The 20,246-nt window shown below is 65.0% G+C and carries 19 protein-coding genes; 10 read left to right on the plus strand and 9 right to left on the minus strand.

Going from position 1 to position 20,246, the window contains the following annotated elements:
* The first annotated feature begins 1 nt into the window (after position 1).
* Together F6X61_RS23860 and F6X61_RS23865 are read left to right on the plus strand one after the other, a co-directional pair.
* Positions 2-808 carry an ABC transporter substrate-binding protein gene (locus tag F6X61_RS23860; protein WP_153788810.1) on the plus strand — a complete coding sequence of 269 codons (807 nt, stop codon included), beginning with the start codon at positions 2-4 and terminating at the stop codon, positions 806-808.
* 124 nt (positions 809-932) lie between these two features.
* Positions 933-1,616 carry an alpha/beta hydrolase gene (locus F6X61_RS23865; protein ID WP_153788811.1) on the plus strand — a complete coding sequence of 228 codons (684 nt, stop codon included), beginning with the start codon at positions 933-935 and terminating at the stop codon, positions 1,614-1,616.
* A 4-nt stretch (positions 1,617-1,620) separates the two neighbouring features.
* Here F6X61_RS23865 and F6X61_RS23870 read toward each other — a convergent pair whose 3' ends face one another.
* Complete coding sequence (locus F6X61_RS23870; RefSeq protein ID WP_153788812.1) at positions 1,621-1,908, minus strand: hypothetical protein; 288 nt, start codon at positions 1,906-1,908, stop codon at positions 1,621-1,623.
* Positions 1,909-2,236: 328 nt separating this feature from the next.
* Between F6X61_RS23870 and F6X61_RS23875 the strand changes: the two genes are divergently transcribed.
* Positions 2,237-4,315 (plus strand): bifunctional diguanylate cyclase/phosphodiesterase, encoded by a 2,079-nt coding sequence (locus tag F6X61_RS23875; RefSeq protein ID WP_153788813.1) that lies wholly within the window; start codon positions 2,237-2,239, stop codon positions 4,313-4,315.
* Here F6X61_RS23875 and F6X61_RS23880 read toward each other — a convergent pair.
* A complete protein-coding gene (locus F6X61_RS23880; RefSeq protein ID WP_153788814.1) occupies positions 4,312-4,575 on the minus strand; it encodes a DUF1652 domain-containing protein in 264 nt (87 codons plus the stop codon). The genes F6X61_RS23875 and F6X61_RS23880 overlap by 4 nt on opposite strands.
* A gap of 299 nt (positions 4,576-4,874) precedes the next feature.
* Between F6X61_RS23880 and F6X61_RS23885 the strand changes: the two genes are divergently transcribed.
* Positions 4,875-6,104 carry a pyridoxal phosphate-dependent aminotransferase gene (locus tag F6X61_RS23885; protein WP_153788815.1) on the plus strand — a complete coding sequence of 410 codons (1,230 nt, stop codon included), beginning with the start codon at positions 4,875-4,877 and terminating at the stop codon, positions 6,102-6,104.
* Here the strand turns inward: F6X61_RS23885 and F6X61_RS23890 are convergent.
* Positions 6,030-6,677, minus strand: coding sequence for a DUF1345 domain-containing protein (locus tag F6X61_RS23890; protein WP_153788816.1), 648 nt, complete (start codon positions 6,675-6,677; stop codon positions 6,030-6,032). The genes F6X61_RS23885 and F6X61_RS23890 overlap by 75 nt on opposite strands.
* Before the next feature lie 148 nt (positions 6,678-6,825).
* Positions 6,826-8,007: an NnrS family protein gene (locus F6X61_RS23895; protein ID WP_153788817.1), complete on the minus strand. Its 1,182-nt coding sequence runs from the start codon at positions 8,005-8,007 to the stop codon at positions 6,826-6,828.
* Positions 8,008-8,217: 210 nt separating this feature from the next.
* Between F6X61_RS23895 and xerC the strand changes: the two genes are divergently transcribed.
* Positions 8,218-9,132 carry a tyrosine recombinase XerC gene (gene xerC / locus F6X61_RS23900; protein WP_153788818.1) on the plus strand — a complete coding sequence of 305 codons (915 nt, stop codon included), beginning with the start codon at positions 8,218-8,220 and terminating at the stop codon, positions 9,130-9,132.
* A 4-nt stretch (positions 9,133-9,136) separates the two neighbouring features.
* On the opposite strand, the gene F6X61_RS23905 is transcribed toward xerC, so the two are convergent.
* Complete coding sequence (locus tag F6X61_RS23905) at positions 9,137-10,327, minus strand: type II secretion system F family protein (RefSeq protein WP_153788819.1); 1,191 nt, start codon at positions 10,325-10,327, stop codon at positions 9,137-9,139.
* An 11-nt stretch (positions 10,328-10,338) separates the two neighbouring features.
* On the minus strand, positions 10,339-10,764 hold the full coding sequence (gspG, locus tag F6X61_RS23910) for a type II secretion system major pseudopilin GspG (RefSeq protein ID WP_110994457.1): 426 nt from the start codon (positions 10,762-10,764) through the stop codon (positions 10,339-10,341).
* Between the two features lie 174 nt (positions 10,765-10,938).
* Here gspG and F6X61_RS23915 point away from each other — a divergent pair, with 174 nt between their 5' ends.
* From F6X61_RS23915 to F6X61_RS23930, 4 genes are all read left to right on the plus strand, one after another.
* Positions 10,939-11,553: a lytic transglycosylase domain-containing protein gene (locus F6X61_RS23915; protein WP_153788820.1), complete on the plus strand. Its 615-nt coding sequence runs from the start codon at positions 10,939-10,941 to the stop codon at positions 11,551-11,553.
* Positions 11,554-11,671: 118 nt separating this feature from the next.
* Positions 11,672-13,120, plus strand: a complete 1,449-nt coding sequence (locus F6X61_RS23920) for a PAS domain-containing sensor histidine kinase (RefSeq protein WP_153788821.1) — start codon at positions 11,672-11,674, stop codon at positions 13,118-13,120.
* Positions 13,121-13,359: 239 nt separating this feature from the next.
* The gene (locus F6X61_RS23925) at positions 13,360-14,853 is read left to right on the plus strand and encodes a HAMP domain-containing sensor histidine kinase (RefSeq protein WP_153788822.1); all 1,494 of its coding nucleotides are present in this window, start codon (positions 13,360-13,362) and stop codon (positions 14,851-14,853) included.
* Positions 14,822-16,249, plus strand: a complete 1,428-nt coding sequence (locus tag F6X61_RS23930) for a sigma-54 dependent transcriptional regulator (RefSeq protein ID WP_153788823.1) — start codon at positions 14,822-14,824, stop codon at positions 16,247-16,249. The genes F6X61_RS23925 and F6X61_RS23930 overlap by 32 nt, the downstream gene beginning before the upstream one ends.
* A gap of 110 nt (positions 16,250-16,359) precedes the next feature.
* On the opposite strand, the gene F6X61_RS23935 is transcribed toward F6X61_RS23930, so the two are convergent.
* The 3 genes from F6X61_RS23935 to F6X61_RS23945 all read right to left on the minus strand — a co-directional run bounded on the left by F6X61_RS23935 (position 16,360) and on the right by F6X61_RS23945 (position 18,764).
* Positions 16,360-16,653 carry a hypothetical protein gene (locus F6X61_RS23935; protein WP_153788824.1) on the minus strand — a complete coding sequence of 98 codons (294 nt, stop codon included), beginning with the start codon at positions 16,651-16,653 and terminating at the stop codon, positions 16,360-16,362.
* Positions 16,654-16,758: 105 nt separating this feature from the next.
* Positions 16,759-18,111, minus strand: coding sequence for a GntP family permease (locus F6X61_RS23940; protein ID WP_110994462.1), 1,353 nt, complete (start codon positions 18,109-18,111; stop codon positions 16,759-16,761).
* A gap of 113 nt (positions 18,112-18,224) precedes the next feature.
* On the minus strand, positions 18,225-18,764 hold the full coding sequence (locus F6X61_RS23945; protein WP_153788825.1) for a gluconokinase: 540 nt from the start codon (positions 18,762-18,764) through the stop codon (positions 18,225-18,227).
* Positions 18,765-18,972: 208 nt separating this feature from the next.
* Here F6X61_RS23945 and F6X61_RS23950 point away from each other — a divergent pair, with 208 nt between their 5' ends.
* Positions 18,973-19,992 (plus strand): LacI family DNA-binding transcriptional regulator, encoded by a 1,020-nt coding sequence (locus F6X61_RS23950; RefSeq protein ID WP_153788826.1) that lies wholly within the window; start codon positions 18,973-18,975, stop codon positions 19,990-19,992.
* The last annotated feature ends 254 nt before the right edge of the window (positions 19,993-20,246 follow it).

The following is a 20,246-nucleotide window of genomic DNA, read 5'->3' on the forward strand; positions in this document are numbered from 1 at the left end:
AATGAGCGCACAACGTCGGTACCGGTCGGTGCTATGGCTCGCCTTGGCCTTGCTGCCGGCCTTCACCCTTGCCGATGAGCCGTGTCGGCAGCTGACCGCCACCGGCAACCCGGAATACCCTCCTTACCTCTGGCGCGACCCACACAACCCCCAGCAGTTGATCGGTGCCAATGCCGACCTGCTCAAGCACGTGGCCAGCGAGCTCGGGCTGGCGGTTGAGATCCTCTACACCGGCCCCTGGTCGCGGGCCCAGGAAGAGCTGAACACCGGGCGCATCGACCTGATGGCCGGCTACTTCCATACCCAGGCCCGGGAGCAGTGGGTGGATTACGTCAGCCCGCCGTTCCTGTTCAACTCCAGTGTGGTCTGGGTACGCAAGGGCGAGGGCTTTGCCTATGGCGACTGGTCCGACCTGAAGGGCCGGCGCGGCGGGACCTTGGTCAACAACAGCCATGGCCAGGCCTTCGACGACTATGCCCGCGCGCAACTCAGCCTTGAAGCGGTGCCCAGCGCCACCCAGGCCTTCGAGAAGCTGCTGCGCAAACGCAATGACTACGTGATTTTCGAACACTATCCGGGCCTGGCCCTGGCCCGCACGCTGGGCAAGGAGCAGCAGCTGGAGATACTGGAGCCGCCGGTCTCCAGCGAAGGGCTGTACCTGGCGCTGTCGCACAAGTCTCCCTGCAATACGCCCGAACTGCGTGAGCAACTGGCGCTCAAGCTCAAAGCGCTGGTCGCAGGGCCGCTGCCCGAGCAACTGATGACCGAGAACCTGGAACGCTGGAAGCGCCAGCAAACCGGGGAGTGAAGCAGCTTTTTGGTCATGAACAGGGCTGGCGCCTGCCACCTTTCATCTAAAGCGTGGCTGGCGGTCGCCTATGCTGTTTCAGCGATATCCAAGTCCCTCGATCATCCAGCGAAGAGGCAAGCCCATGAGCACCAGGCCTACAGTCGTTCTCGTCCACGGTTTCTGGGGCGGCGCCGCCCATTGGGGCAGGGTGATCGTCGAACTGTCACGCAGAGGAATCACTGAGTTGCGGGCAGTGGAGCTGCCGTTGACTTCCCTGGCCGATGACGCCGAGCGCACGCGCAAGATGGTCGCGCAGGTACAGGGGCCGGTGCTGCTGGTGGGGCATTCCTACGGCGGCGCGGTGATTACCGAGGCGGGTAATGCAGCGAACGTGATGGGGCTGGTGTATATCGCCGCTTTCGCCCCCGATGCCGGGGAGAGCCCCGGGGGCCTGACGCAGCAGCACCTGCCGGTGGCGGCGCCGAACCTTGAGCCGGACAGCGATGGCTACCTGTGGATCAAGGCCGACAAGTTCCATGAGAGCTTCTGCCAGGACCTGTCGGCTGATGATGCGCTGGTGATGGCGGTGACGCAGAAGGCGCCGCTGGCCAGCACTTTTGGCGACAACATCAGCAACCCGGCGTGGCGGCACAAGCCATCCTGGTACCAGATCTCCAGCCAGGACCATATGATCGCACCGGCCAACCAGCAGATGATGTCGGCGCGGATGAAGCCCCGCAGGGTCATCACCCTGGACGCCAGCCATGCCTCGCTGGCGTCCCACGCAAGGGAGGTTGCGGCACTGATCGAGGAAGCACTCGGTTAGCCGTTCAGCTCTTGCACTTGGCCAGCACCACCTGGCAGGTCTTCGGCGTACCGCCCGAGCGGCCGGCATAGCGCATGCAGCTGTCCAGCGACTTGCGGCTGGCCGTGGCCAGGGTCGGGCCGAACGCCAGGCCGCCTTCGCCGCTGCTGGGCATGGCCTTGGCGTAACAGTTGGCGCCTTGGGTGGCGTAACGGGTACTGGCATGTTTGCTCGAGCAGCCGGCTGTGAGCGCCAGGCTCAGGGCGAGCAGGGGGAGGGCGAGCAAGGGTATGTGCCCGGACCGGGTGGCCATCGAGAGCTCCTGAAACAGTGGTAGAAAGTTGTGTCAGCTTGTACAGATTAGCTGGAGTGGCCTGGCTTGGCGCGCGTTCGAGGGTGCCCGACCAACGCTGCCACGTGCAAGTCTGGCAATGGCCGATGATTTTGGCAGTGGTGCGACAGACGACAAGTGGCAATCTGCCGGTATCTGCTCGTTAAAAGGCTCTAGCACAGCTATCACGTCGCTTTCTGGCAGCTATTGGATCCATTCTGGCTGGCGAAAACCCCGTGCGTTTCGTCAAAGCTTGAGTACAATCATCGGCTTTTCCGGGCTCTCCTTGGCCCTGCTCCTGGAAGTGCACATGCTGATCGGTAGTTACTCCTCCTCGCTGGTGTTGATCTCGCTGTGCGTGGCCATTCTTGCCTCCTATACGGCCCTCGATCTGACCGGGCGCATCGCCACGGCCAAAGGGCGTGCGGTGCATCTGTGGATGGGGGGCGGGGCACTGGCCATGGGTATCGGCATCTGGTCGATGCACTTCATCGGCATGCTCGCCTTCAGCCTGCCGATCAGCCTGGGTTACGACACCGCGCTGACGGCGCTGTCCCTGCTGATCGCGGTGCTGTCGTCGGGCTTTGCCCTGTGGCTGGTGAGCCAGCCGAAGTTGCCGTGGCTGCAGTTGGGCTTCGGTGCGCTGATCATGGGCACCGGCATCGCCTGCATGCACTACATGGGCATGGCCGCCTTGCGCATGCAACCTGGGATCGACTATGACCCGACGCTGTTCGGCGCCTCCCTGGCCATAGCGGTAGGTGCATCGGCCGCGGCACTGTGGATCGCCTTCCGCCTGCGCCAGCACACCCCGTATGTACGCCAGGTGCGTGGCGTGGCGGCGGTGGTGATGGGTATCGCCATCGTCGGCATGCACTACACCGGCATGGCGGCGGCGAACTTCCCCGAGGGCAGCTTCTGCGGTGCGCTGGCCGATGGCCTGGCGGGCGATGGCCTCGATTACCTGGTGCTGATCACCACCCTGGCGGTGTTGGCGGTGGCACTGCTCACCTCGGTGCTGGACGCGCGTCTGGAAGCGCGCACGGCGGAGTTGGCGCGCTCGCTGACGCTGGCCAACCAGGAACTGACCCAACTGGCCCTGCATGACACCCTCACCGGGCTGCCCAACCGCACACTGCTGGCCGACCGCATCGAGCAGGCCATGGGCCGGGTGGCGGAGCAGGGCGGCTGCTTCGCCCTGATGTTCATCGACCTGGACGGCTTCAAACCGGTCAACGATGCCTTTGGCCACCATATCGGCGACCTGCTGCTCAAGGCGGTGGCGGCGCGCTTGCGCGGCCACCTGCACAGCCAGGACACCCTGGCGCGCATCGGCGGTGACGAGTTCGTGCTGTTGGTCGAGCTTGGCGAGCCGGACGATGCCATGAACGTCGCGGCCAAGCAGGTCAACCTGATGGCCAAGCCGTTCCGGGTGGCCGAGCATGACCTGATGCTGTCGGCCAGCCTGGGCATCGTGCTCTACCCGGGCAACGGCCTGGACCAGCATGAGCTGCTGCGCAACGCCGACGCTGCGATGTATCACGCCAAGAGTGCCGGCAAGAACGGCTACAGCTTCTTCGACGCGTCGATGAACAGCAACGCACGCCAGCAGCTGCAATTGCTGCAGGACCTGCGCACGGCGCTGGAGCAGGGCCAGTTCCGCCTGCATTACCAGCCCAAGTTCGACGCCGTCGCGCGCCAACCCATCGGCGCCGAGGCCCTGCTGCGCTGGGAGCATCCGCAACATGGCCTGATGCTGCCGGACCGCTTCATCGGCCTTGCCGAGAAGACCGGGTTGATCATCCCCATCGGCGAGTGGGTGCTGGGCGAGGCCTGTCGGCAGATGCGCCAATGGCTGGGCGAGGGGCGAGAGGACTGGCGTATTGCGGTCAACCTGTCGGCGATCCAGTTCTGCCATGCCGGGCTGGTCGACAGCGTCGCCAGGGCCCTCGCCGATAACGGCCTGCCGGCCAACCGGCTGACCCTGGAAATCACCGAAACCACCGCAATGCGTGATGCCGATGCCAGCCTGATGGTGCTGCAGCGGCTATCAGACATGGGCGTGGACCTGTCCATCGATGATTTCGGAACTGGCTATTCAAGCCTGATGTACCTCAAGCGCCTGCCGGCCAACGAACTGAAGATCGACCGAGGTTTCGTCCGCGACCTGGAGCAGGACAGCGATGACGCGGCGATCGTCTCGGCCATCGTTGCGCTGGGCCAGGCACTGGGGCTGCGGATTGTCGCCGAGGGAGTGGAAACGGACCGTCAGCAGGACTTCCTGACCCGCCTGGGCTGTGACTCGCTGCAGGGTTACCTGCTGGGCCAGCCGGTGCCGGCCGAGCAGTTCATGAACGGGCTGGGCGCACGGCGTGAGACGGTAGGCTAGACCGCGCTGCGTAACGGGTTGAAGCGCAGGTCGAATGTCTCCATTTCGGCCTCAACCGCTTCGATGATGCGCTCGACATCGGTGGCGGCCATGATCGCCGTGCACGGGATGCCGGCGATAGCCAGCAGGGTTTCACCGCTGGCACGGTCGAATAGACGGGCGACCATGCTGCGCGGCGCATCCATGCTGGCTTCGAAACCCAGGGGATGGAAATGCCAACGCATCACCTGGCAGGCGTTGGGGAACGTCATCTTGTTCATGCCAGCCTCCTTGTTCGTTGCTGAACGGGGTGATGTCGACTTTAGAAATCAGACGGGCCTTACCTGGCCGTCGGAATCTAACCATAGCAGCCGCCACGGCAACGTTCCGCGCAAAACATGACAAATGTGTTAATGCATGACGGCCGTCACAATGGCCATTTGGCGACCGGCTGGCGGCCGCCTGCCTGGGCAAACGTTTTCCCGCAGGGGTAGGGGCTGGCGTCGGTACTTGCTCTGCTATGTTTACCGACAGCGCGTTTCGGACCAGCGGCGCTGCCGGGCAGACAGGGAGTACAGTCATGCGTTACGCCACGCTCACTCAACGTATCGCCGGCGACGCTGCTGCCGCCTGGGACATCCACTACCAGGCCCAGGCCCTGCGCAAGCAAGGCCGTGAGGTATTCCTGTTGTCGGTGGGCGACCCGGATTTCGATACCCCCGCGGCGGTGGTTGAAGCCGCCGTGAGCAGCCTGCGCCGGGGCGACACCCATTACAGCGATGTGCGCGGCAGCCTGGCCCTGCGCGAGGCGATCGTGCGCCAGCGCCGGCTGGCGCTGCACCCCGACCAGGTGGTGGTCACTGCTGGCGCCCAGTGCGCCTTGTACGCCACCTTCCAGTGCCTGTTCGAAGCCGGTGACCAGGTGATAGTCGCCGAGCCCATGTATGTGACTTATCACGGCGTGCTCAGTGCGTGCGGGGCGCAGGCGGTGCAGGTGGCCGTGCGGCCGGAGCAGGGTTTTCGCCTCGACCCCGACGCGGTGGCCCGCGCCATCTCCCCGCGCACCCGCGGGCTGCTGCTCAACAGCCCGCACAACCCCACCGGCGCGGTGATCCCGCCGGCAGACCTGCGTCGCTTGGCGCAATTGTGTCGCAAGCATGACCTGTGGCTGGTGTGCGACGAGGTCTACCGGGGCCTGTTATATGAAGGCGAGGCGCCCAGCCCACTGGGCCTGCCGGGCATGGCCGAGCGCTGCGTGGTGATCGACAGCCTGTCCAAGACCCATGCGATGAGTGGCTGGCGGATTGGCTGGGTGATCGGGCCGCCGGCGCTGGCCGAGCACCTGACCAACCTGGCGATGGCGATGCTGTTCGGCCTGCCGGAGTTCGTGATGCAGGCCGCCTGCGTGGCGCTGCAGCAGCAACTGCCCGAAGTGGCGAGCATGCGCGAGGCTTACCGCCAGCGGCGCGATCGGGTGTGTGCGGTGTTCGAAGGTTGCCCAGGCGTGCAGGCCCACCGGCCGGCCGGAGGCATGTTCGTGATGCTCGACATTCGCAACACCGGGCTCAGCGCCCAGGCCTTCGCCCAGCGCCTGCTCGACGAAGAAGGCGTGGCGCTGCTGCCGGGGGATGCCTTCGGGCCGAGCGCTGCCGGGCATGTACGTCTGGGCCTGGTGCTGGAAGCCGAGGTGCTGGAGCAGGTCTGCCGACGGATCGCCGCCTGTGCGCGGCGTCTGCTAGCCGAGCAGGCCAGCGGCGATGTTGATGGTGAAACCGAGGATCGCCGTGTTGAACACGAAGCCTACCAGTGAGTGGGCCAGCACCACCCGGCGCATGGCGCGCCCGCCGACGCCCACGTCCGAGGTCTGCACGGCGACGCTGATGGTGAACGAGAAATAGTGGAAGTCCCAGTAGTCCGGGTTGCGCTCGCCATCGGCGAAGCGCAGGGGTGGTTCGTGGCTGTTGCCGGTGTAGAACAGCCGGGCGTAATGCAGGCTGAAGATGCAGCCGATCATCAGCCACGAGCCGGCGACGGTGAGGCCGGTGTACAGGTAGTGCAGGGCCAGGGCGTTGCCCGCAAGGCCGCGGCTTGAAACCAGTTGCAGGGTCACCGCGGCGAGGCTGGCGATGGCGGCGACGCTCACGGCGACCAGTACCAGGCCGGCGTTTTCGTCCTCGACGCGGGCCACCTTGCGCACCCTGTCGGGCGTTGCCCGCAGGCTGAGCCAGAGGACCATCAGCAGGTACAGCCAGACCCCGAGGTTCCAGCCGGCGAGGATGTGCTGCACGGTGTCGTCGGCCGGGATCAGCCAGGCGCCGGCAAGGCCGGCCAAGGTGGCGAGGGTGAGACGGGGGTGGGTGCGGGTCAGGTGGTGGAAGGCCATGCGGTCTCGTTGTTGAAGAGGAATGCCGTTCAACTGTAGCCCACTCTGCCGCCCTTCGTGGCGGTCCCACAGAGGGCGCATTTCTTGACCGGTACGCTCCTACAGTGGATCGCGAATACCTGGACTGCCCGCGAAGGATTTGGCTTGGCTAACCCGGCATCCCATCCACCCGCGGCCGCATCAGCATCGGCAAGTAGTGCCAAACGAACAGCATCAACGCTGCGCAGCCGAACACCACCGAAAGCCCCAGCCCCAGCGACGTGAAGGGCGTCACCAGCACCCGTGCAACCGCGGCCAGCTGGATCAGGGCAAACGCCCAGCCGATGCTGCGCGGCACCTGCAAAGGCCGCCCGGTATGCCCCAGGCTGACCCGTGCCATCATTGCCACGATCAGCCCGGTCATCGCCCCCACCGTCAGCGCGTGGGCTGGCAGGCTGGGGTTGAGCGCAGTGCCCGCATGCCAAAGGGCCAGGCCCAGGCAGGCCGGGATCAGCCAGGCATAGGCCAGGTGCAGCGACCACAACAGCGGCAGCCGCCACAGGCCACGGTCGTGCCAAAACGCCAGGCGCACCGCGTGCAGCACGGCGAGGGTGGCGAACAGCACCGCCATGGCCGGGTGTGGTGTGTCGTCGAGGCCAAGCACATAACTGATCGGCAGGGCCACGCTGCCCAGCAGGCAGGCGCGGTCGAGCCAGGGTCGGGCCGGGGCGGGGCTCATGTTGCCCAGGCCGCGGCGGGTGAAGAAGGGGATCACCCGCCCGCCGATCACGCTCATCATCGCCGCCACCAGCCACAACCCGGCGAGCACGCCGCGCCGTTGCCACGCCTCGTCCTGGTTCAGCCAGCCGAGCAGGGTGATCCACTGGCAGCCGGCAAGCAGCAGCACCAGCGCCACGATCGGGTAGTTGTTGCGCAAACGCCGCTGGATGATCGGCCGCGCCAGGGCCAGCGCCACCAGCGGCAAGAACGCGCCATGCACCGCCACCAGCAGCGCTGGCGGCAGCGCCAGGAACCAACTGGCGCGCCCCAGCAGCCAGAGCAGGAACAGCCCCTGCAGCCAGCGCCCGCTGAGGCCGGGCAGGCCGCTCCAGTTCTGCACCGCCGTGAGCAGGAAGCCGGCGACGATCGCCACGGCAAAGCCGAACAGCATCTCGTGCCGGTGCCAGGCGAGCATGCCGCCCGGGGCTTGGGCATGCAGTGCGCCGCTGAGCACGCCGGCCCACAGCAACAGGGCGAGCAGGGCGAACAGGCTGCCGCCAAGGAAGAACGGTCGAAAAGCCAGGGCCCAGAGGGCCTGGCGCGGACGGGCGGCTATCGGCTGGACAAGCATGGCGGGACCCTTGGTTCGATTGGAGAGGTTGAATGGGGTAACATCACGATCCGTGCCAGCGCTCAAGCCCTTGAATATCAAGGTGATGGCACTTCATCGAGTCATATTGACCTGATTATTTTGTTGTCGTTTTGACATCTTCATGCGTCATAACGACTCGCTTCACGCTTTGCCTCACCATGAGCAAGGCTTCGCTACAGGATCCCCGTTGTGATTGACCTCGTGCGCAACCCGCTGCTGCAGTACCTGGCCCGTCTGGCCCCGTCCAGTCAGCTGACCATGCGCTATATCCTCCAGGACGCGGCCGACCGCCTGGGTTTCATCGATGCCGACATCGCCGATGTGCCGTGGCACCACCTCGAGCCCGGCCATGTGATCGCCTTGGTTGCTGCCCTGCGTGCCGACGGCTTTGCCCCCAACACCTCTTCGCTGTACGTCAATGCCGTGCGCGGGGTGATGAACGAAGCCTGGCGGCTGGGGCTGATCGAGCATGAGCAACTGCTGAAGATCCGCGAGACCAAGCCTGCCAGCGGCAGCCGCCTGCCCCCAGGGCGCAACCTGCGGCGTAGCCTGATCCGTGAGCTGATGGAGGTCTGCGCCGCCGACCCGCGGCCCCAGGGCGTGCGCGATGCGGCGATCCTCGCGCTGCTGTATGGCACCGGCATGCGCAAATCGGAGTCGGTGGACATCGACCTGGCCCAGGTGGACTTCCAGGAGCGCTGCGTGCAGGTGCTGGGCAAGGGCAATCGCCAGTTGCTCAAGTACGCCCCGGCCTGGGCCTTCGACAAGCTGTCGGCCTGGCTCGAGCTGCGCCGCCAGCACCTGCCGGCCGGCGAGCGCGACGACAGTTTCCTGTTCAACCGCATCCGCCGCGGCAGCCACATCACCCGCGCGCGCATCACAAAGCACGCCATCTACTACATCGCCCGCCAGCGCGGGGCGCAGGTGGGGGCGAAGATCATGCCCCACGATTTTCGCCGGGCGTTCATCACCCGGGTGATCGAGGAGCATGACCTTTCGATCGCCCAGAAGCTGGCGCACCACGCGAATATCCAGACCACGGCGATTTATGACCGACGCGATGACAACGAGCGGCGCCGGGCGGTGGAGCGCTTCGACTATTGAATCGTCAGTGAATGCTCGAAGCCAGTTCGAAGATCGGCATGTACATCAGGATCACGATCAGGCCGATCAACAACCCGATGAAGGTCATCAGCAGCGGTTCGAACAGTTTGACGAACCACTCGACCCAGCGCCCGATCTCCTGGTCGTGAAAGTCGGCGCAGCGTTCCAGCATCTCGCCGAGGTTGCCCGACTGCTCGCCGGCCCGCAGCAGGCGCAGTGATACCGGTGTCACCAGTTGCCCGGCTTCCAGTGCATCGGACAGCGGCAAGCCTTCGGCCACGCGCCGGCTGGCCTGTTCCAGGCCCTCGGCGGCGGCGCTGCCCAGCAGCCCCTGGGCCATGCCCAAGGCGGTGAGGATGGGGATGCCACCCTGCAGCAGAATCCCCAGCGAGCGGTAGAAACGCGCCAGCTCGTACATCACCAGGCGCTGGTGCAGGGCCGGGACACGGCGCAGTTGGCGGCTGGCCCAGCGGCGCACGGCCGGATGGCGGCGCAGGGTGACCAGCAGGGTGATGGCGCCCAGCGTGCCGAGCCCCAGGGGCAGTTGCTGGGCGTGCAGGAACAGGCCGATCTGCATCAGCACGCGTGACAGCCACGGCAGCTCGGTGCCCATGCCCTCGAACACCAGGCTGAAGCGCGGTACCACGTAGCCAAGCAGGAACAGCACCACGCCACCGCCCACCAGCAACAGCAGCAGTGGGTAGACCGAGGCACCCACCAGCTTCTGGCGCACCAGGTCCAGGCGTTGGCGGTAGCCGATATAGCGCGTCAGCGCATCGCCCAGTGCCCCGGTGCGCTCACTGGACTGCACCAGCGCCACATATAGCGTGGGGAATACCCGTGGCTGCTGGGCCAGGGCCTGGGACAACGAGCGCCCTTCATAGAGCTGGCGCACCAGCTGTTCCAGGGTCTTGCGCGCGCCGCCTGCGGGCGATTTCTCGGCCAGGCTTTCCAGCGCGTCGATCAGCGGCAGGCCGGCATTGAGCAGGGTGGTCAGTTCCTGGCTGAACAGCACCAGGTCGAACGCCGGCGCGCGACGCCAGGGCAGGGCGCGCAGCCCAAGGCCCATGCTGCGCGCGCTGAGCACCCTCAGGCCCTGGTCTTCGGCCTGGCGCCGCGCCTGTTCGAGGTCTTCGGCCTCCACCTGCAGTTGCACCACGCCCTGGCTGCCCAGGGCCTTGAGCTGAAAGCGCATGGCCGGGCTCCTTATTGCCAGCTGGTGATCTCGGCGTTCTCGCCATCGCCGCCCGGCTGGCCGTCCTTGCCCATCGACAGCAGGTCGTACTCGCCGCCGTTCTCGCCGGGTTGCCGGTAGATGTAGGGGCGGCCCCAGGGGTCCTGCGGCACGGCTTTCTGCAGGTAAGGCCCGGACCAGCGCGCCTCGCCGCTGGGGGCCACGGTCAGCGCCTGCAGGCCCTGTTCGCTGCTGGGGTAATGGCCGACTTCCAGGCGGTACAGGTCCAGGGCCTTGCCCAGGCCCTCGATCTGCGCCCGCGCCACCTTGGCCTCGGAACGGCCGAGCTGGCTGAAGTACTTGGGCGCGACGATACCGGCCAGAAGGCCGAGTACCACCAGCACCACCAGCAGTTCGAGCAGGGTGAAACCCTGTTGGGCATGGATTCTGCGCTGCATGGGGAAACCCTCCGTTGCGTGTGAACAGCTGCCATGCAACAGCCGTGCACGTCTGCGCCGGGGCCTTGCGCCATGCGGGATGGCAAGCGGCACGCTGCTTGCGTCATGCCTCGTACACCCGGGTTTTCCGGGGCATTTCCCCCACATCGGGGGCCACGGTGGGAGGCGAACGACATGCGTGGACTGAGTGTTCTTGGCCTGGCAGCGGGATTGATGGCGTCAGCGGTGATGCCGGAGGCGATAGCCGACGTGTACATCGCCAGCGACGGCAAGGGCGGCTTCATCCTGTCCAATGTGCACCGGCCAGGCCGGCAGTACGAGCGGGTGATCAGTGAGTCGATGGCGGACGGCGGGCCGGCCAACGCACAACTGGTCACGGGCCGACCCTACGCCGATCTGGTGGCCGCTGCTGCCTTGGCCAACGATGTGCCCCAGGCACTGCTGCATGCGCTGATCAAGGCCGAGTCGGGTTACAACCCCAAGGCGCGTTCGCCCAAGGGCGCGGCGGGGCTGATGCAGTTGATGCCGGACACGGCCAAGGAGATGGGGGTCAAGGACGTGCTCGACCCGAAGTCCAATGTGCAGGGCGGGGCGCGCTATCTCAAACGCATGCTGACCCTGTTCGACAACGACATCACCCTGGCTGTCGCCGCCTACAACGCCGGGCCCGAAGCTGTGCTCAGCCGCGGCAAGGTGGTGCCGCCGTTTGCCGAGACGCGGCGCTATGTGCCCAACGTGCTGCGTGATTACCGCCTGTTGCGGGGCTTGGCCGAAGATTCGCCGCTGTAGCCAGCTGGCCTGGCGGGCCCCTTGGTCGCGAAAGTACCGGGCAGTGGCGTAAAACCATCATGGATTCCCCAACTCTGGGCTATAACCTTGAAACAGGTGCCCAGCCGCGGAGCCCGCCATGGACCTCGCCCCCCGTCCCGACACACTCATGCCTGCCGCCGAGGCCAGCGCGGCGCGCCGGCCATTCGACCTGCTGCGCTGGTATGCCTGGGTCAGTCTGGCGTTCATCGTTTCGGTGGCCGTGGGGCTGGGGCTGATCTCCAGCCGCTACATCATCGACGAGAGCGTCGAGCGCGATGCGTTGCTGACCGCCCAGTTCATCACCTCGATTGCCGACGCCGAGGTGCGCCATGTGTCGATCCCCAATGTGCGCACCATGGGCGAGCTGCTCGACGCGCGTACCGATCACGGCCTGCCGGATGTCGACCCTGAGGCCCGGCGCAAGGCCCGAGGCGAATTTCTCGACCATATCGCCCACCTGCCGGACATGCTCCTGGCCAACATCTATGCCCCCGACCGCACGGTGATCTGGTCGAGCAACCCGGCGCTGGTGGGCAAGCTGATCGAGGGTGACGACGACCTCGACCGGGCGTTCGAGTACAAGATGCGGGTGTCGGCGAGTTACCACGATTTCGATAAAGCGCGCAGTGAGCAGAAGTTCGTCACCCCGCCTGAACAGCTGTTCATCGAAAACTACATCCCGCTGTTCGATGCCGATAACGATCAAGTCACCGCCATGGTGGAGATCTACAAGGAGCCCCACGACCTGATCGTGCGCATCGAGCATGGCCTGTTGTTGATCTGGCTGGCCGTGGTGGTGGGCGCCGGGCTGGTCTATGCCGGGTTGTACGGCATCATGCGCCGGGCCGCGCGCTTGCTGGCCGTGCAGCAGAAGCGGCTGATCGGCAACGAGACGTTCGTTGCGCTGGGCGAAGTGTCTTCGGCGGTGGCCCACAGCCTGCGCAACCCGTTGGCCAGCATCCGCTCCAGCGCCGAGCTGGCCCAGGCCTTCGACGAGGGCCCGGCGCAAAAGCATGTGAACGACATCATCAATCAGGTCGACCGCATGTCGCATTGGGTGCGTGAGCTGTTGCAGTCGCTGCGCCCCTTGAGTGAAGAGGCGGTGCCGGTGGACCTGGGCCAGGCCCTGCAGACCAGCCTGCAAGCCTACGACACGGCGCTGCGGCGCAGCAGCGTGCAGGTGCGCCTGGCCGAATTGCCGGCGGTGCAGGTGCTTGGGCAGCCGGTGTTGCTCGGGCAGATTTTCAACAGCCTGATCGCCAATGCCCTGGAGTCGATGGAGCAGGGCGGCGAGCTACGTGTTGAGCTGGTGCGCCACGATCGGCGCAGCCTGACGCTGCGCCTTTCAGACACTGGCCGGGGGATGAGCGAGCAGCAACAGCGCCTGGCTTTCCGGCCGTTCTTCTCCACCAAGCAGGGTGGCCTGGGGGTGGGGTTGATGCTGGTCAAGCGGATCATGGAGCGTTTTGGCGGCTCGGTCAGGTTGAGCAGTCATGAAGGTGTCGGCACCCGGGTGTCGCTCAACTTCCGCCTGGCTCAGCCATGACACGGGGACCGGTGGGTGAACATTACCCAGATGTGGGGAATATTTATCTACTTTACTTTAAGAATAATTGATAACTGACTGATTATTAACGATTGCTCAAATAAGCCGAGTGCTGGCCAAGATCTTGCTTTCCCATCATCCAACCATCGGCCAAGGCCGTCATCTTGGTCGGCAGTTATCAATGTGCTACCGCGCGTAGCGCAGGCCATCCTCGGCAGTCTCCAGGCGGGAACCAGGCGATGCAGACACTGCAGGACGAAGCCCCCGACAAATCCGCTGCGCCCTCGACCGGGCAGGCTGCGCCGCTGCGCGAGTTCAACCTGCTGCGCTGGTTTTCGCTGGTCAGCCTGCTGATCATCGCCTCGGTGGCCATTGGCCTTGGCTATGCCTCGACACGCTTTGTGGTGCGTGACAGCGTCGAGCGCGATGCCATGCTCACCGCCCAGTTCATCCAGGCCATGGCCCAGGCCGAGGTACGCCATTCGCAATTGCCGCCGGGCATCACCATGGGCGAGCTGCTCGACCCACGGCTCGACCAGCAGCACCTGCAGTTCACCCCGCAACTCGCCGAGTCGACCCGGGTGGAGTTCCTCGACCATGTCGAGCACCTGCCCGACACGCTGTTGGCCAACGTCTATGCCCGGGACCGTACGGTGGTCTGGTCGACCAATGTGCAACTGATCGGCAAGCGCATCGATGAAGATGACGACCTCGAGCATGCCTTCCGCTCGCGCAAATCGGTCTCGGCCAGTTACCACAAGGCAGACGAGGACCGCGAAGAGCAGAAGTTCGAGCGCGAGCCGCGCCACCTGTTCATCGAGAACTACATTCCCTTGTTCGACAGCCAGGGCGAGCAGGTGCTGGCCATGGTCGAGATCTACAAGGAGCCCCAGGACCTGGTGCGGCGCATCCAGCGTGGCTACGTGCTGATCTGGGGCTCGACCCTGGCAGGCGGGGCACTGATCTACTTCGGGCTGTTCTGGATCGTGCGCCGGGCTGCGGGCATGCTGCACCACCAGCAGGACCGCCTGGTGGCGAGCGAGACCTATGCCGCCCTGGGCGAGATGTCCTCGGCGTTGGCCCACAGCCTGCGCAATCCGCTGGCCAACATACGCTCGAGCGCCGAGCTGGCCCAGGAGATCGCCAACCCGGCGGCGCAGAAGAATATCGGCGACATCGTTACCCAGGTCGACCGCATGTCACGCTGGGTACGCGACCTTTTGGTGTCGCTGCGCCCGGCCAGTGACGAGCCCGAAGCCGTCGACCTGGTTGCCGCCATCGAGGATGCACGGCAGGCGTTCACTCCACAGATCCAGCGTAACGGTGTGTGCTTCAGCTTCATCGGGCCCGCCGAGCAGTGGGTGGCCAGCCAGCCGTTGCAGCTGACGCAGATCCTCAACAGCCTGTTCGCCAACGCGCTGGAAGCGATGCCGCTGGGTGGCGCGTTGCGTGCCGAGGTGCTGATGCTGGATGGGCAGCAGGCCCGGCTGCTGCTCAGCGACACCGGCAAAGGCATGACCGAGCAGCAGAAACGCATGGTGTTCAAACCCTTTTTCACCACCAAGCAGGGCGGCCTGGGTGTGGGCCTTGCGTTGGTCAAACGCATCATGGAGCGCTTTGGCGGCTCGGTCGAACTGAGCAGCCGCGAAGAGGAAGGAACCCGCGTCAGCCTTACTTTCAACCTTGCAGCGGGAGGGGACCATGGATCACAGCATCCTGGTGGTAGAGGATGATGAAATCCTCGCCGACAACATTTGCACCTACCTGAAACTCAAAGGTTTCGAGGTGACGGTGTGCCACAGCGCCGAGCTGGCCCTGGAGCAGATCAAGCGGGCCCAGCCAGACGCGGTCATCACCGACAACTCGTTGCCCGGCATGAGCGGCCATGACCTGTTGCGCACCCTGGTGGCCCAGGCCCCGGAGCTCAAGGTGATCATGATGACCGGCTACGGCAACGTCGAGGACGCCGTGTTGGCCATGAAGGAGGGCGCCTTCCACTACCTCACCAAGCCGGTGGTGCTGGCCGAGCTCAAGCTGATGCTGGACAAGGCCCTGGCTACCGAGCGCATGGAGCGCACGCTGTCGTTCTATCAGGAGCGCGAGGCACAGAAGTCCGGTTTGCAGGCGCTGATCGGCGAGTCACCGGCCATGCTCGAGCTCAAGCACACCCTGCGCCAGGTGCTCGATGCCGAACGGCGCATGGCCAGCGACGATCTTCCGCCCGTGTTGGTTGAAGGCGAGACGGGCACCGGCAAGGAGCTGGTGGCGCGCGCCCTGCATTTCGACGGCAGCCGCGCCAAGGGGCCTTTCATCGAGTTCAATTGCGCGTCGATCCCGGCCAACTTGCTGGAAGCCGAGCTGTTTGGCCATGAAAAGGGCGCCTTCACCGATGCCAAGGACCGCCGCGTGGGCCTGGTCGAGGCGGCCGATGGCGGCACCCTGTTCCTCGACGAGATCGGCGAGATGGACCTGGTGCTGCAGGCCAAGCTGCTCAAGCTGCTCGAAGATCGCAGTATTCGCCGCATTGGCGCGGTGAAGGAGCGCAAGGTCGATTTGCGGGTGATCAGCGCCACCAACTGCAACCTCGAACAGATGGTGCAGCAGGGCAAGTTCCGTCGCGACCTGTTCTTCCGCCTGCGCATCATCGCCCTCAAGGTGCCCCGGCTGTATGCCCGTGGCCAGGACATCCTGCGCCTGGCGCGGCACTTCCTTGCCCACCATGGGCGGCGCTACGGCAAGCCAGGGCTGCGTTTTTCCGCCGAGGCCGAGGCGATGATGCTCGGCTACAGCTGGCCGGGCAATGTGCGCGAACTGCGCAACATGCTTGAGCAGACCGTATTGCTGGCACCCAGCGAGGTGATCGGTGCGCACCAGTTGAACCTGTGCCTGACCCTGGTTGACGAACCCGTGGCCCAACCGGCGTCAGCGACCATCTTCGAACTGCCCCGGCATGAACCGGAAACCGCTGGCAGCCTGCCGGACATGGAGCGCGACATGGTTTGCCGCACCCTCGACCGCACCGACTGGAATGTCACCAAATCGGCACGCCTGCTGGGGCTGTCGCGGGACATGCTGCGCTACAAGATCGAAAAACTGGGGCTGACACGGCCGGACAAGCGGCAGTGGTGAGGTGGCATATGGGCCCTGACAGAGAGCGTGGGAGCGGGCTTGCCCCGCGATATGGGCCTTACTGGTTGACTCAGGGCCATGCCAAGCAAGCTGCGGGGCAGGCTGTTGCCTCAGGGCTTGCCGCTGGCGCCTTCACCTTGGCGGCCCATGCCCTCTGAGCCGCTTTCCCCCAGCCCCGGAAGATCGCGATCATCATTCTGCCGGGCTGCGGGACTGTCCGGGTCCTTGCCCTTGATCCGTGGGTCGGTATCCCGTGGCATGGGCTTCTCGATCGGATTGAGGGTGCTATCCACGCCCGGCTGTGGTGCCGGGTTGTGCGGATCGTCGGGGTAGGTGGCACCGGTGCCGGCGGCGAGCGCCAGGGGCGATGCAAGCAGGGCGGCAAACAGGAAGCAACGGTTCATCGGGCAGCTCCTTGCGACACAAAGGCATAGGCCCCGCTTGCGCGGGGCCGCTGTCTCACTTGGGCCATGCCCTGGTCAGCAAGTTGCCATGAACCTGATCAACGGTCACACCACCTGGGCCAGCAACATGATGAAGATGATGCCGACCACCGAGAGGATGGTCTCCATCATGCTCCAGGTCTTGAAGGTCTCGGCCACGGTCATGTTGAAGTACTGCTTGACCAGCCAGAAACCGGCGTCGTTGACGTGGGACAGGATCAGCGAGCCGGCGCCGGTGGCCAGCACCAGCAGTTCGCGGTTGACACCCGGCACCAGGTCGATCACCGGGGCGACGATGCCGGCGCCGGTGATGGTGGCGACTGTCGCCGAACCTGTGGCAATGCGGATCACCGCCGCCACCAGCCAGGCCAGCATGATCGGCGAAATATCGGCCTGCACGGCCATTTGCCCGATCACGTTGCCCACACCGGTATCCACCAGCATTTGTTTGAAGCCGCCGCCGGCGCCGACGATCAGCACGATCGCGGCAGTGGGGGCCAGGCTCTGGTCGAGCATCTTCATGATCTGCTGGCGACTGAAACCGCGCGCCGAGCCGAAGGTATAGAAGGCCAGCAGCAGGGCGGCGAGCAGGGCGGTGATCGGGTGGCCGATCAGGTCCATCCATTGGCGCACGATGTGCTCGGCCGGCAGTACCACATCGGCGAAGGTCTTGAGCAGCATCAGCACCACTGGCAGCAGCACGGTGATCAAGGTCACGCTGAAGCTGGGCAGGTTCTTCTGGTCGGATTCACGGGCGATCTGGTCCATCAGCTCCTGGGAAGGGTTGCCGGGGATGTAGCGCGAGATGAAGTTGCCGAACAGCGGGCCGGCGATGACGGCGGTGGGCAGGGCGACCAGCAGGCCGTAGAAGATGGTCTTGCCGATGTCGGCATGGAAGATGCCGATCGCCAGCAATGGCCCCGGGTGCGGCGGCACCAGGCCGTGCACCACCGACAGGCCGGCCAGCAGCGGGATGCCGATCTTCACCAGCGACACCCCGGAGCGGCGGGCGACGATGAACACCAGGGGAATCAGCAGCACGAAGCCGATTTCGAAGAACAGCGGGATGCCCACCAGGAAGGCGGCGAACATCATTGCCCAGTGCACTTTCTGCTTGCCGAACGCGCGGATGAGCGTCTGGGCGATCTGGTCGGCGCCGCCGGAGTCGGCCATCAGCTTGCCGAGCATGGTGCCCAGCGCAAGGACGATGCCGACAAAGCCCAGCACGCCGCCAAAGCCGTCCTGGAACGATTTCATCACCTTGGCCACCGGCATGCCGGAGGTCAGGCCAAGAAAGCCTGCGGCCAGGGTAAGGGCAACGAAGGGGTGGACCTTGAAATGGGTGATCAGCAGGATGAGCCCGATGATGGTGACCATCGCGTCGAGCAGCAGGAAGGTATCAGTAGCCAGTCCGAACATGGTTCGTAAGCCTCGGTCTTGTCGTTGTTGTTTTGGCGTAGCTTGGTTTTGAGCGTTCGCCGCTTTCAGGTGGCGAGATAGCGCTATCTTTGGTGAGCCGGAAAACCGCCGGGTCAGGCAGTCCGCGCCAGGGGCCGCTCACCGCAAGGCTTTAGCCAGTCATGCACGGTCTCGGCGAGGGCCTCGATCGGGCGGGTGGCATCCAGCGCCAGGGTGAGGGGTTCGCCGATCGGCGATTCCAGGGCGGCGAACTGGCTGTCGATCAGGCTGGCCGGCATGAAGTGGCCGGGGCGGGCGAGTACGCGCTTTTCGGCTTCCTGCGGGGTCAGCTCGAGGAAGACGAAACCCAGTTCGGGCACGGCCAGGCGCAAGGTTTCGCGGTAGCGGCGCTTGAGTGCCGAGCAGGTGAGGATCGGGCGCTCGCCGGCTTTGATGATGGCCTGCAACTCTTCGCCCAGGCGCACCAGCCAGCCGGCGCGGTCGTCATCGTCCAGGGGGATGCCGGCGCTCATCTTGGCAATGTTGCTGGCGGGGTGGAAGGCATCGCCTTCGACCAGGCGACCGCCGCTGCGCGCAGCGATGGCGGCGCCGATGCTGCTTTTGCCGCATCCAGCTACACCCATCACCACTATCGCGGACAGGGGAAAGTTCATCGGTACCTCCTGCTGGGTGAGATAGCGCTGTCTCGACCAAGGCGAAACGAGAGTGCGAGCGCCACCCTCCCGGGTGTTATTGATTTTGTCTTAGGCAGTATGGACGCTACCTGCATGGCTGCTACCAAGATTGCATTGCCTGCGTCCAGAGACAGCGCTACCTTAGTGACCGTTCCCCATTCCTGCAAGTAGTAAAATTACAACATTCATGTCTCGCATCGGCTCGCGCACCACAGGTCGTCCCACTCTGGCGGAAGTCGCCAGGCTTTCCGGGGTATCCCCGATTACCGCTTCCCGCGCCCTGCGCGGGGTCAGCACTGTGGCCCCGGAGCTGGTGGCCAAGGTCGTGGCGGCAGCTGGCAGCCTGGGCTACGTTGCCAATCCGGCGGCGCGGGCCTTGGCCTCGGCGCGCAGTCAATCGGTGGTGGTACTGATTCCGTCATTGTCGAACCAGCTGTTCATCGACACCCTCGAAGCCATTCACGAGGTCATGCGCCCGCGTGGTCTGGAAGTGCTGATCGGCAACTATCACTACGATATTGCCGAGGAAGAGAACCTGATTCGCAACTATCTCGCCTATCAGCCTTGTGGCATGTTGCTCACCGGTTTCGAGCGCAGTGAGGGTTCGCGACAGCTGCTTGCGGCCAGCCATGTGCCGTGCGTGCACATGATGGAGCTGGGCGGTGAAGAGGGCGCCTTGTCGGTTGGGTTTTCCCAGCATCAGGCCGGGCGTGCGGCGGCGCAGCATCTGATTGCGCGTGGGCGGCGACGCCTGGGGTTCATCGCGGCGCAACTGGACCCGAGGGTGATGCAGCGTGCCGAGGGCTTCCGTCAGGCGCTGGCGGAGGCTGGGTTGCAGGCGCCGGAGCTGGAGATGCTCGATCCGCAGCCTTCGTCGATTGGTTTGGGCGGTGAGTTGTTCAGCCGTTTGCTGGCGCAGGCGCCGGATGTCGATGGGGTCTTCTTCTGTAACGATGACCTGGCGCAGGGGGCGGTGCTGCAGGCGCTGCGTGAGGGGGTTGCGGTGCCTGGGCGGGTGGCGATGATCGGGTTCAACGATTTGCCGGCTTCGGCGCACATGGTGCCGCCGTTGACGTCGATTCGTACGCCGCGGGCGGCGGTTGGGCGGGGGGCGGCGCAGGCGTTGCTGGCGATGCTTGATGGTAAGCGGGTGGTGGCTGAGCAGCAGGATCTGGGGTTTGAGTTGATGCAGCGGGAGAGTTCTTGACCGTTGCTTTCAAGTTTCAAGTTTCAAGTTTCAGGTTTTAAGTTTTTGGGTTTTGTTTTTTGTTGGTTTTGATAGTTGTATGTGCATTCATTTGTGATGTCGACGCGTAGTCACCTTTCCGCCCTTACGGCGGGTTACTTTTTTTCTTGGAAAAAAGTAACCAAAAACCGCTCGCTCCATCATACGGCCCCTACGCTGCGCTTCGGGGTCCCTTCGCTCCGGCGTCTTCCGGGCCCGCGCGGCCTCCGACTTGC

The sequence above is a fragment of the Pseudomonas sp. EMN2 genome, assembly GCF_009650555.1.
GTDB classification, from domain to species: Bacteria; Pseudomonadota; Gammaproteobacteria; order Pseudomonadales; family Pseudomonadaceae; genus Aquipseudomonas; species Aquipseudomonas sichuanensis.

Bases quoted from the DNA above. Each gene is read 5' to 3' on its own strand.
- F6X61_RS23950 (WP_153788826.1), top strand. From the start codon at position 18,973: ATGTCTCGCATCGGCTCGCGCACCACAGGTCGTCCCACTCTGGCGGAA.
- F6X61_RS23890 (WP_153788816.1), bottom strand. From the start codon at position 6,677: ATGGCCTTCCACCACCTGACCCGCACCCACCCCCGTCTCACCCTCGCC.
- F6X61_RS23895 (WP_153788817.1), bottom strand. From the start codon at position 8,007: ATGCTTGTCCAGCCGATAGCCGCCCGTCCGCGCCAGGCCCTCTGGGCC.
- F6X61_RS23870 (WP_153788812.1), bottom strand. From the start codon at position 1,908: ATGGCCACCCGGTCCGGGCACATACCCTTGCTCGCCCTCCCCCTGCTC.
- F6X61_RS23920 (WP_153788821.1), top strand. From the start codon at position 11,672: ATGGACCTCGCCCCCCGTCCCGACACACTCATGCCTGCCGCCGAGGCC.
- F6X61_RS23945 (WP_153788825.1), bottom strand. From the start codon at position 18,764: ATGAACTTTCCCCTGTCCGCGATAGTGGTGATGGGTGTAGCTGGATGC.
- F6X61_RS23915 (WP_153788820.1), top strand. From the start codon at position 10,939: ATGCGTGGACTGAGTGTTCTTGGCCTGGCAGCGGGATTGATGGCGTCA.
- F6X61_RS23865 (WP_153788811.1), top strand. From the start codon at position 933: ATGAGCACCAGGCCTACAGTCGTTCTCGTCCACGGTTTCTGGGGCGGC.
- F6X61_RS23885 (WP_153788815.1), top strand. From the start codon at position 4,875: ATGCGTTACGCCACGCTCACTCAACGTATCGCCGGCGACGCTGCTGCC.
- gspG (WP_110994457.1), bottom strand. From the start codon at position 10,764: ATGCAGCGCAGAATCCATGCCCAACAGGGTTTCACCCTGCTCGAACTG.
- F6X61_RS23875 (WP_153788813.1), top strand. From the start codon at position 2,237: ATGCTGATCGGTAGTTACTCCTCCTCGCTGGTGTTGATCTCGCTGTGC.
- F6X61_RS23940 (WP_110994462.1), bottom strand. From the start codon at position 18,111: ATGTTCGGACTGGCTACTGATACCTTCCTGCTGCTCGACGCGATGGTC.
- F6X61_RS23880 (WP_153788814.1), bottom strand. From the start codon at position 4,575: ATGAACAAGATGACGTTCCCCAACGCCTGCCAGGTGATGCGTTGGCAT.
- F6X61_RS23930 (WP_153788823.1), top strand. From the start codon at position 14,822: ATGGATCACAGCATCCTGGTGGTAGAGGATGATGAAATCCTCGCCGAC.
- F6X61_RS23935 (WP_153788824.1), bottom strand. From the start codon at position 16,653: ATGAACCGTTGCTTCCTGTTTGCCGCCCTGCTTGCATCGCCCCTGGCG.
- F6X61_RS23860 (WP_153788810.1), top strand. From the start codon at position 2: ATGAGCGCACAACGTCGGTACCGGTCGGTGCTATGGCTCGCCTTGGCC.
- F6X61_RS23905 (WP_153788819.1), bottom strand. From the start codon at position 10,327: ATGCGCTTTCAGCTCAAGGCCCTGGGCAGCCAGGGCGTGGTGCAACTG.
- F6X61_RS23925 (WP_153788822.1), top strand. From the start codon at position 13,360: ATGCAGACACTGCAGGACGAAGCCCCCGACAAATCCGCTGCGCCCTCG.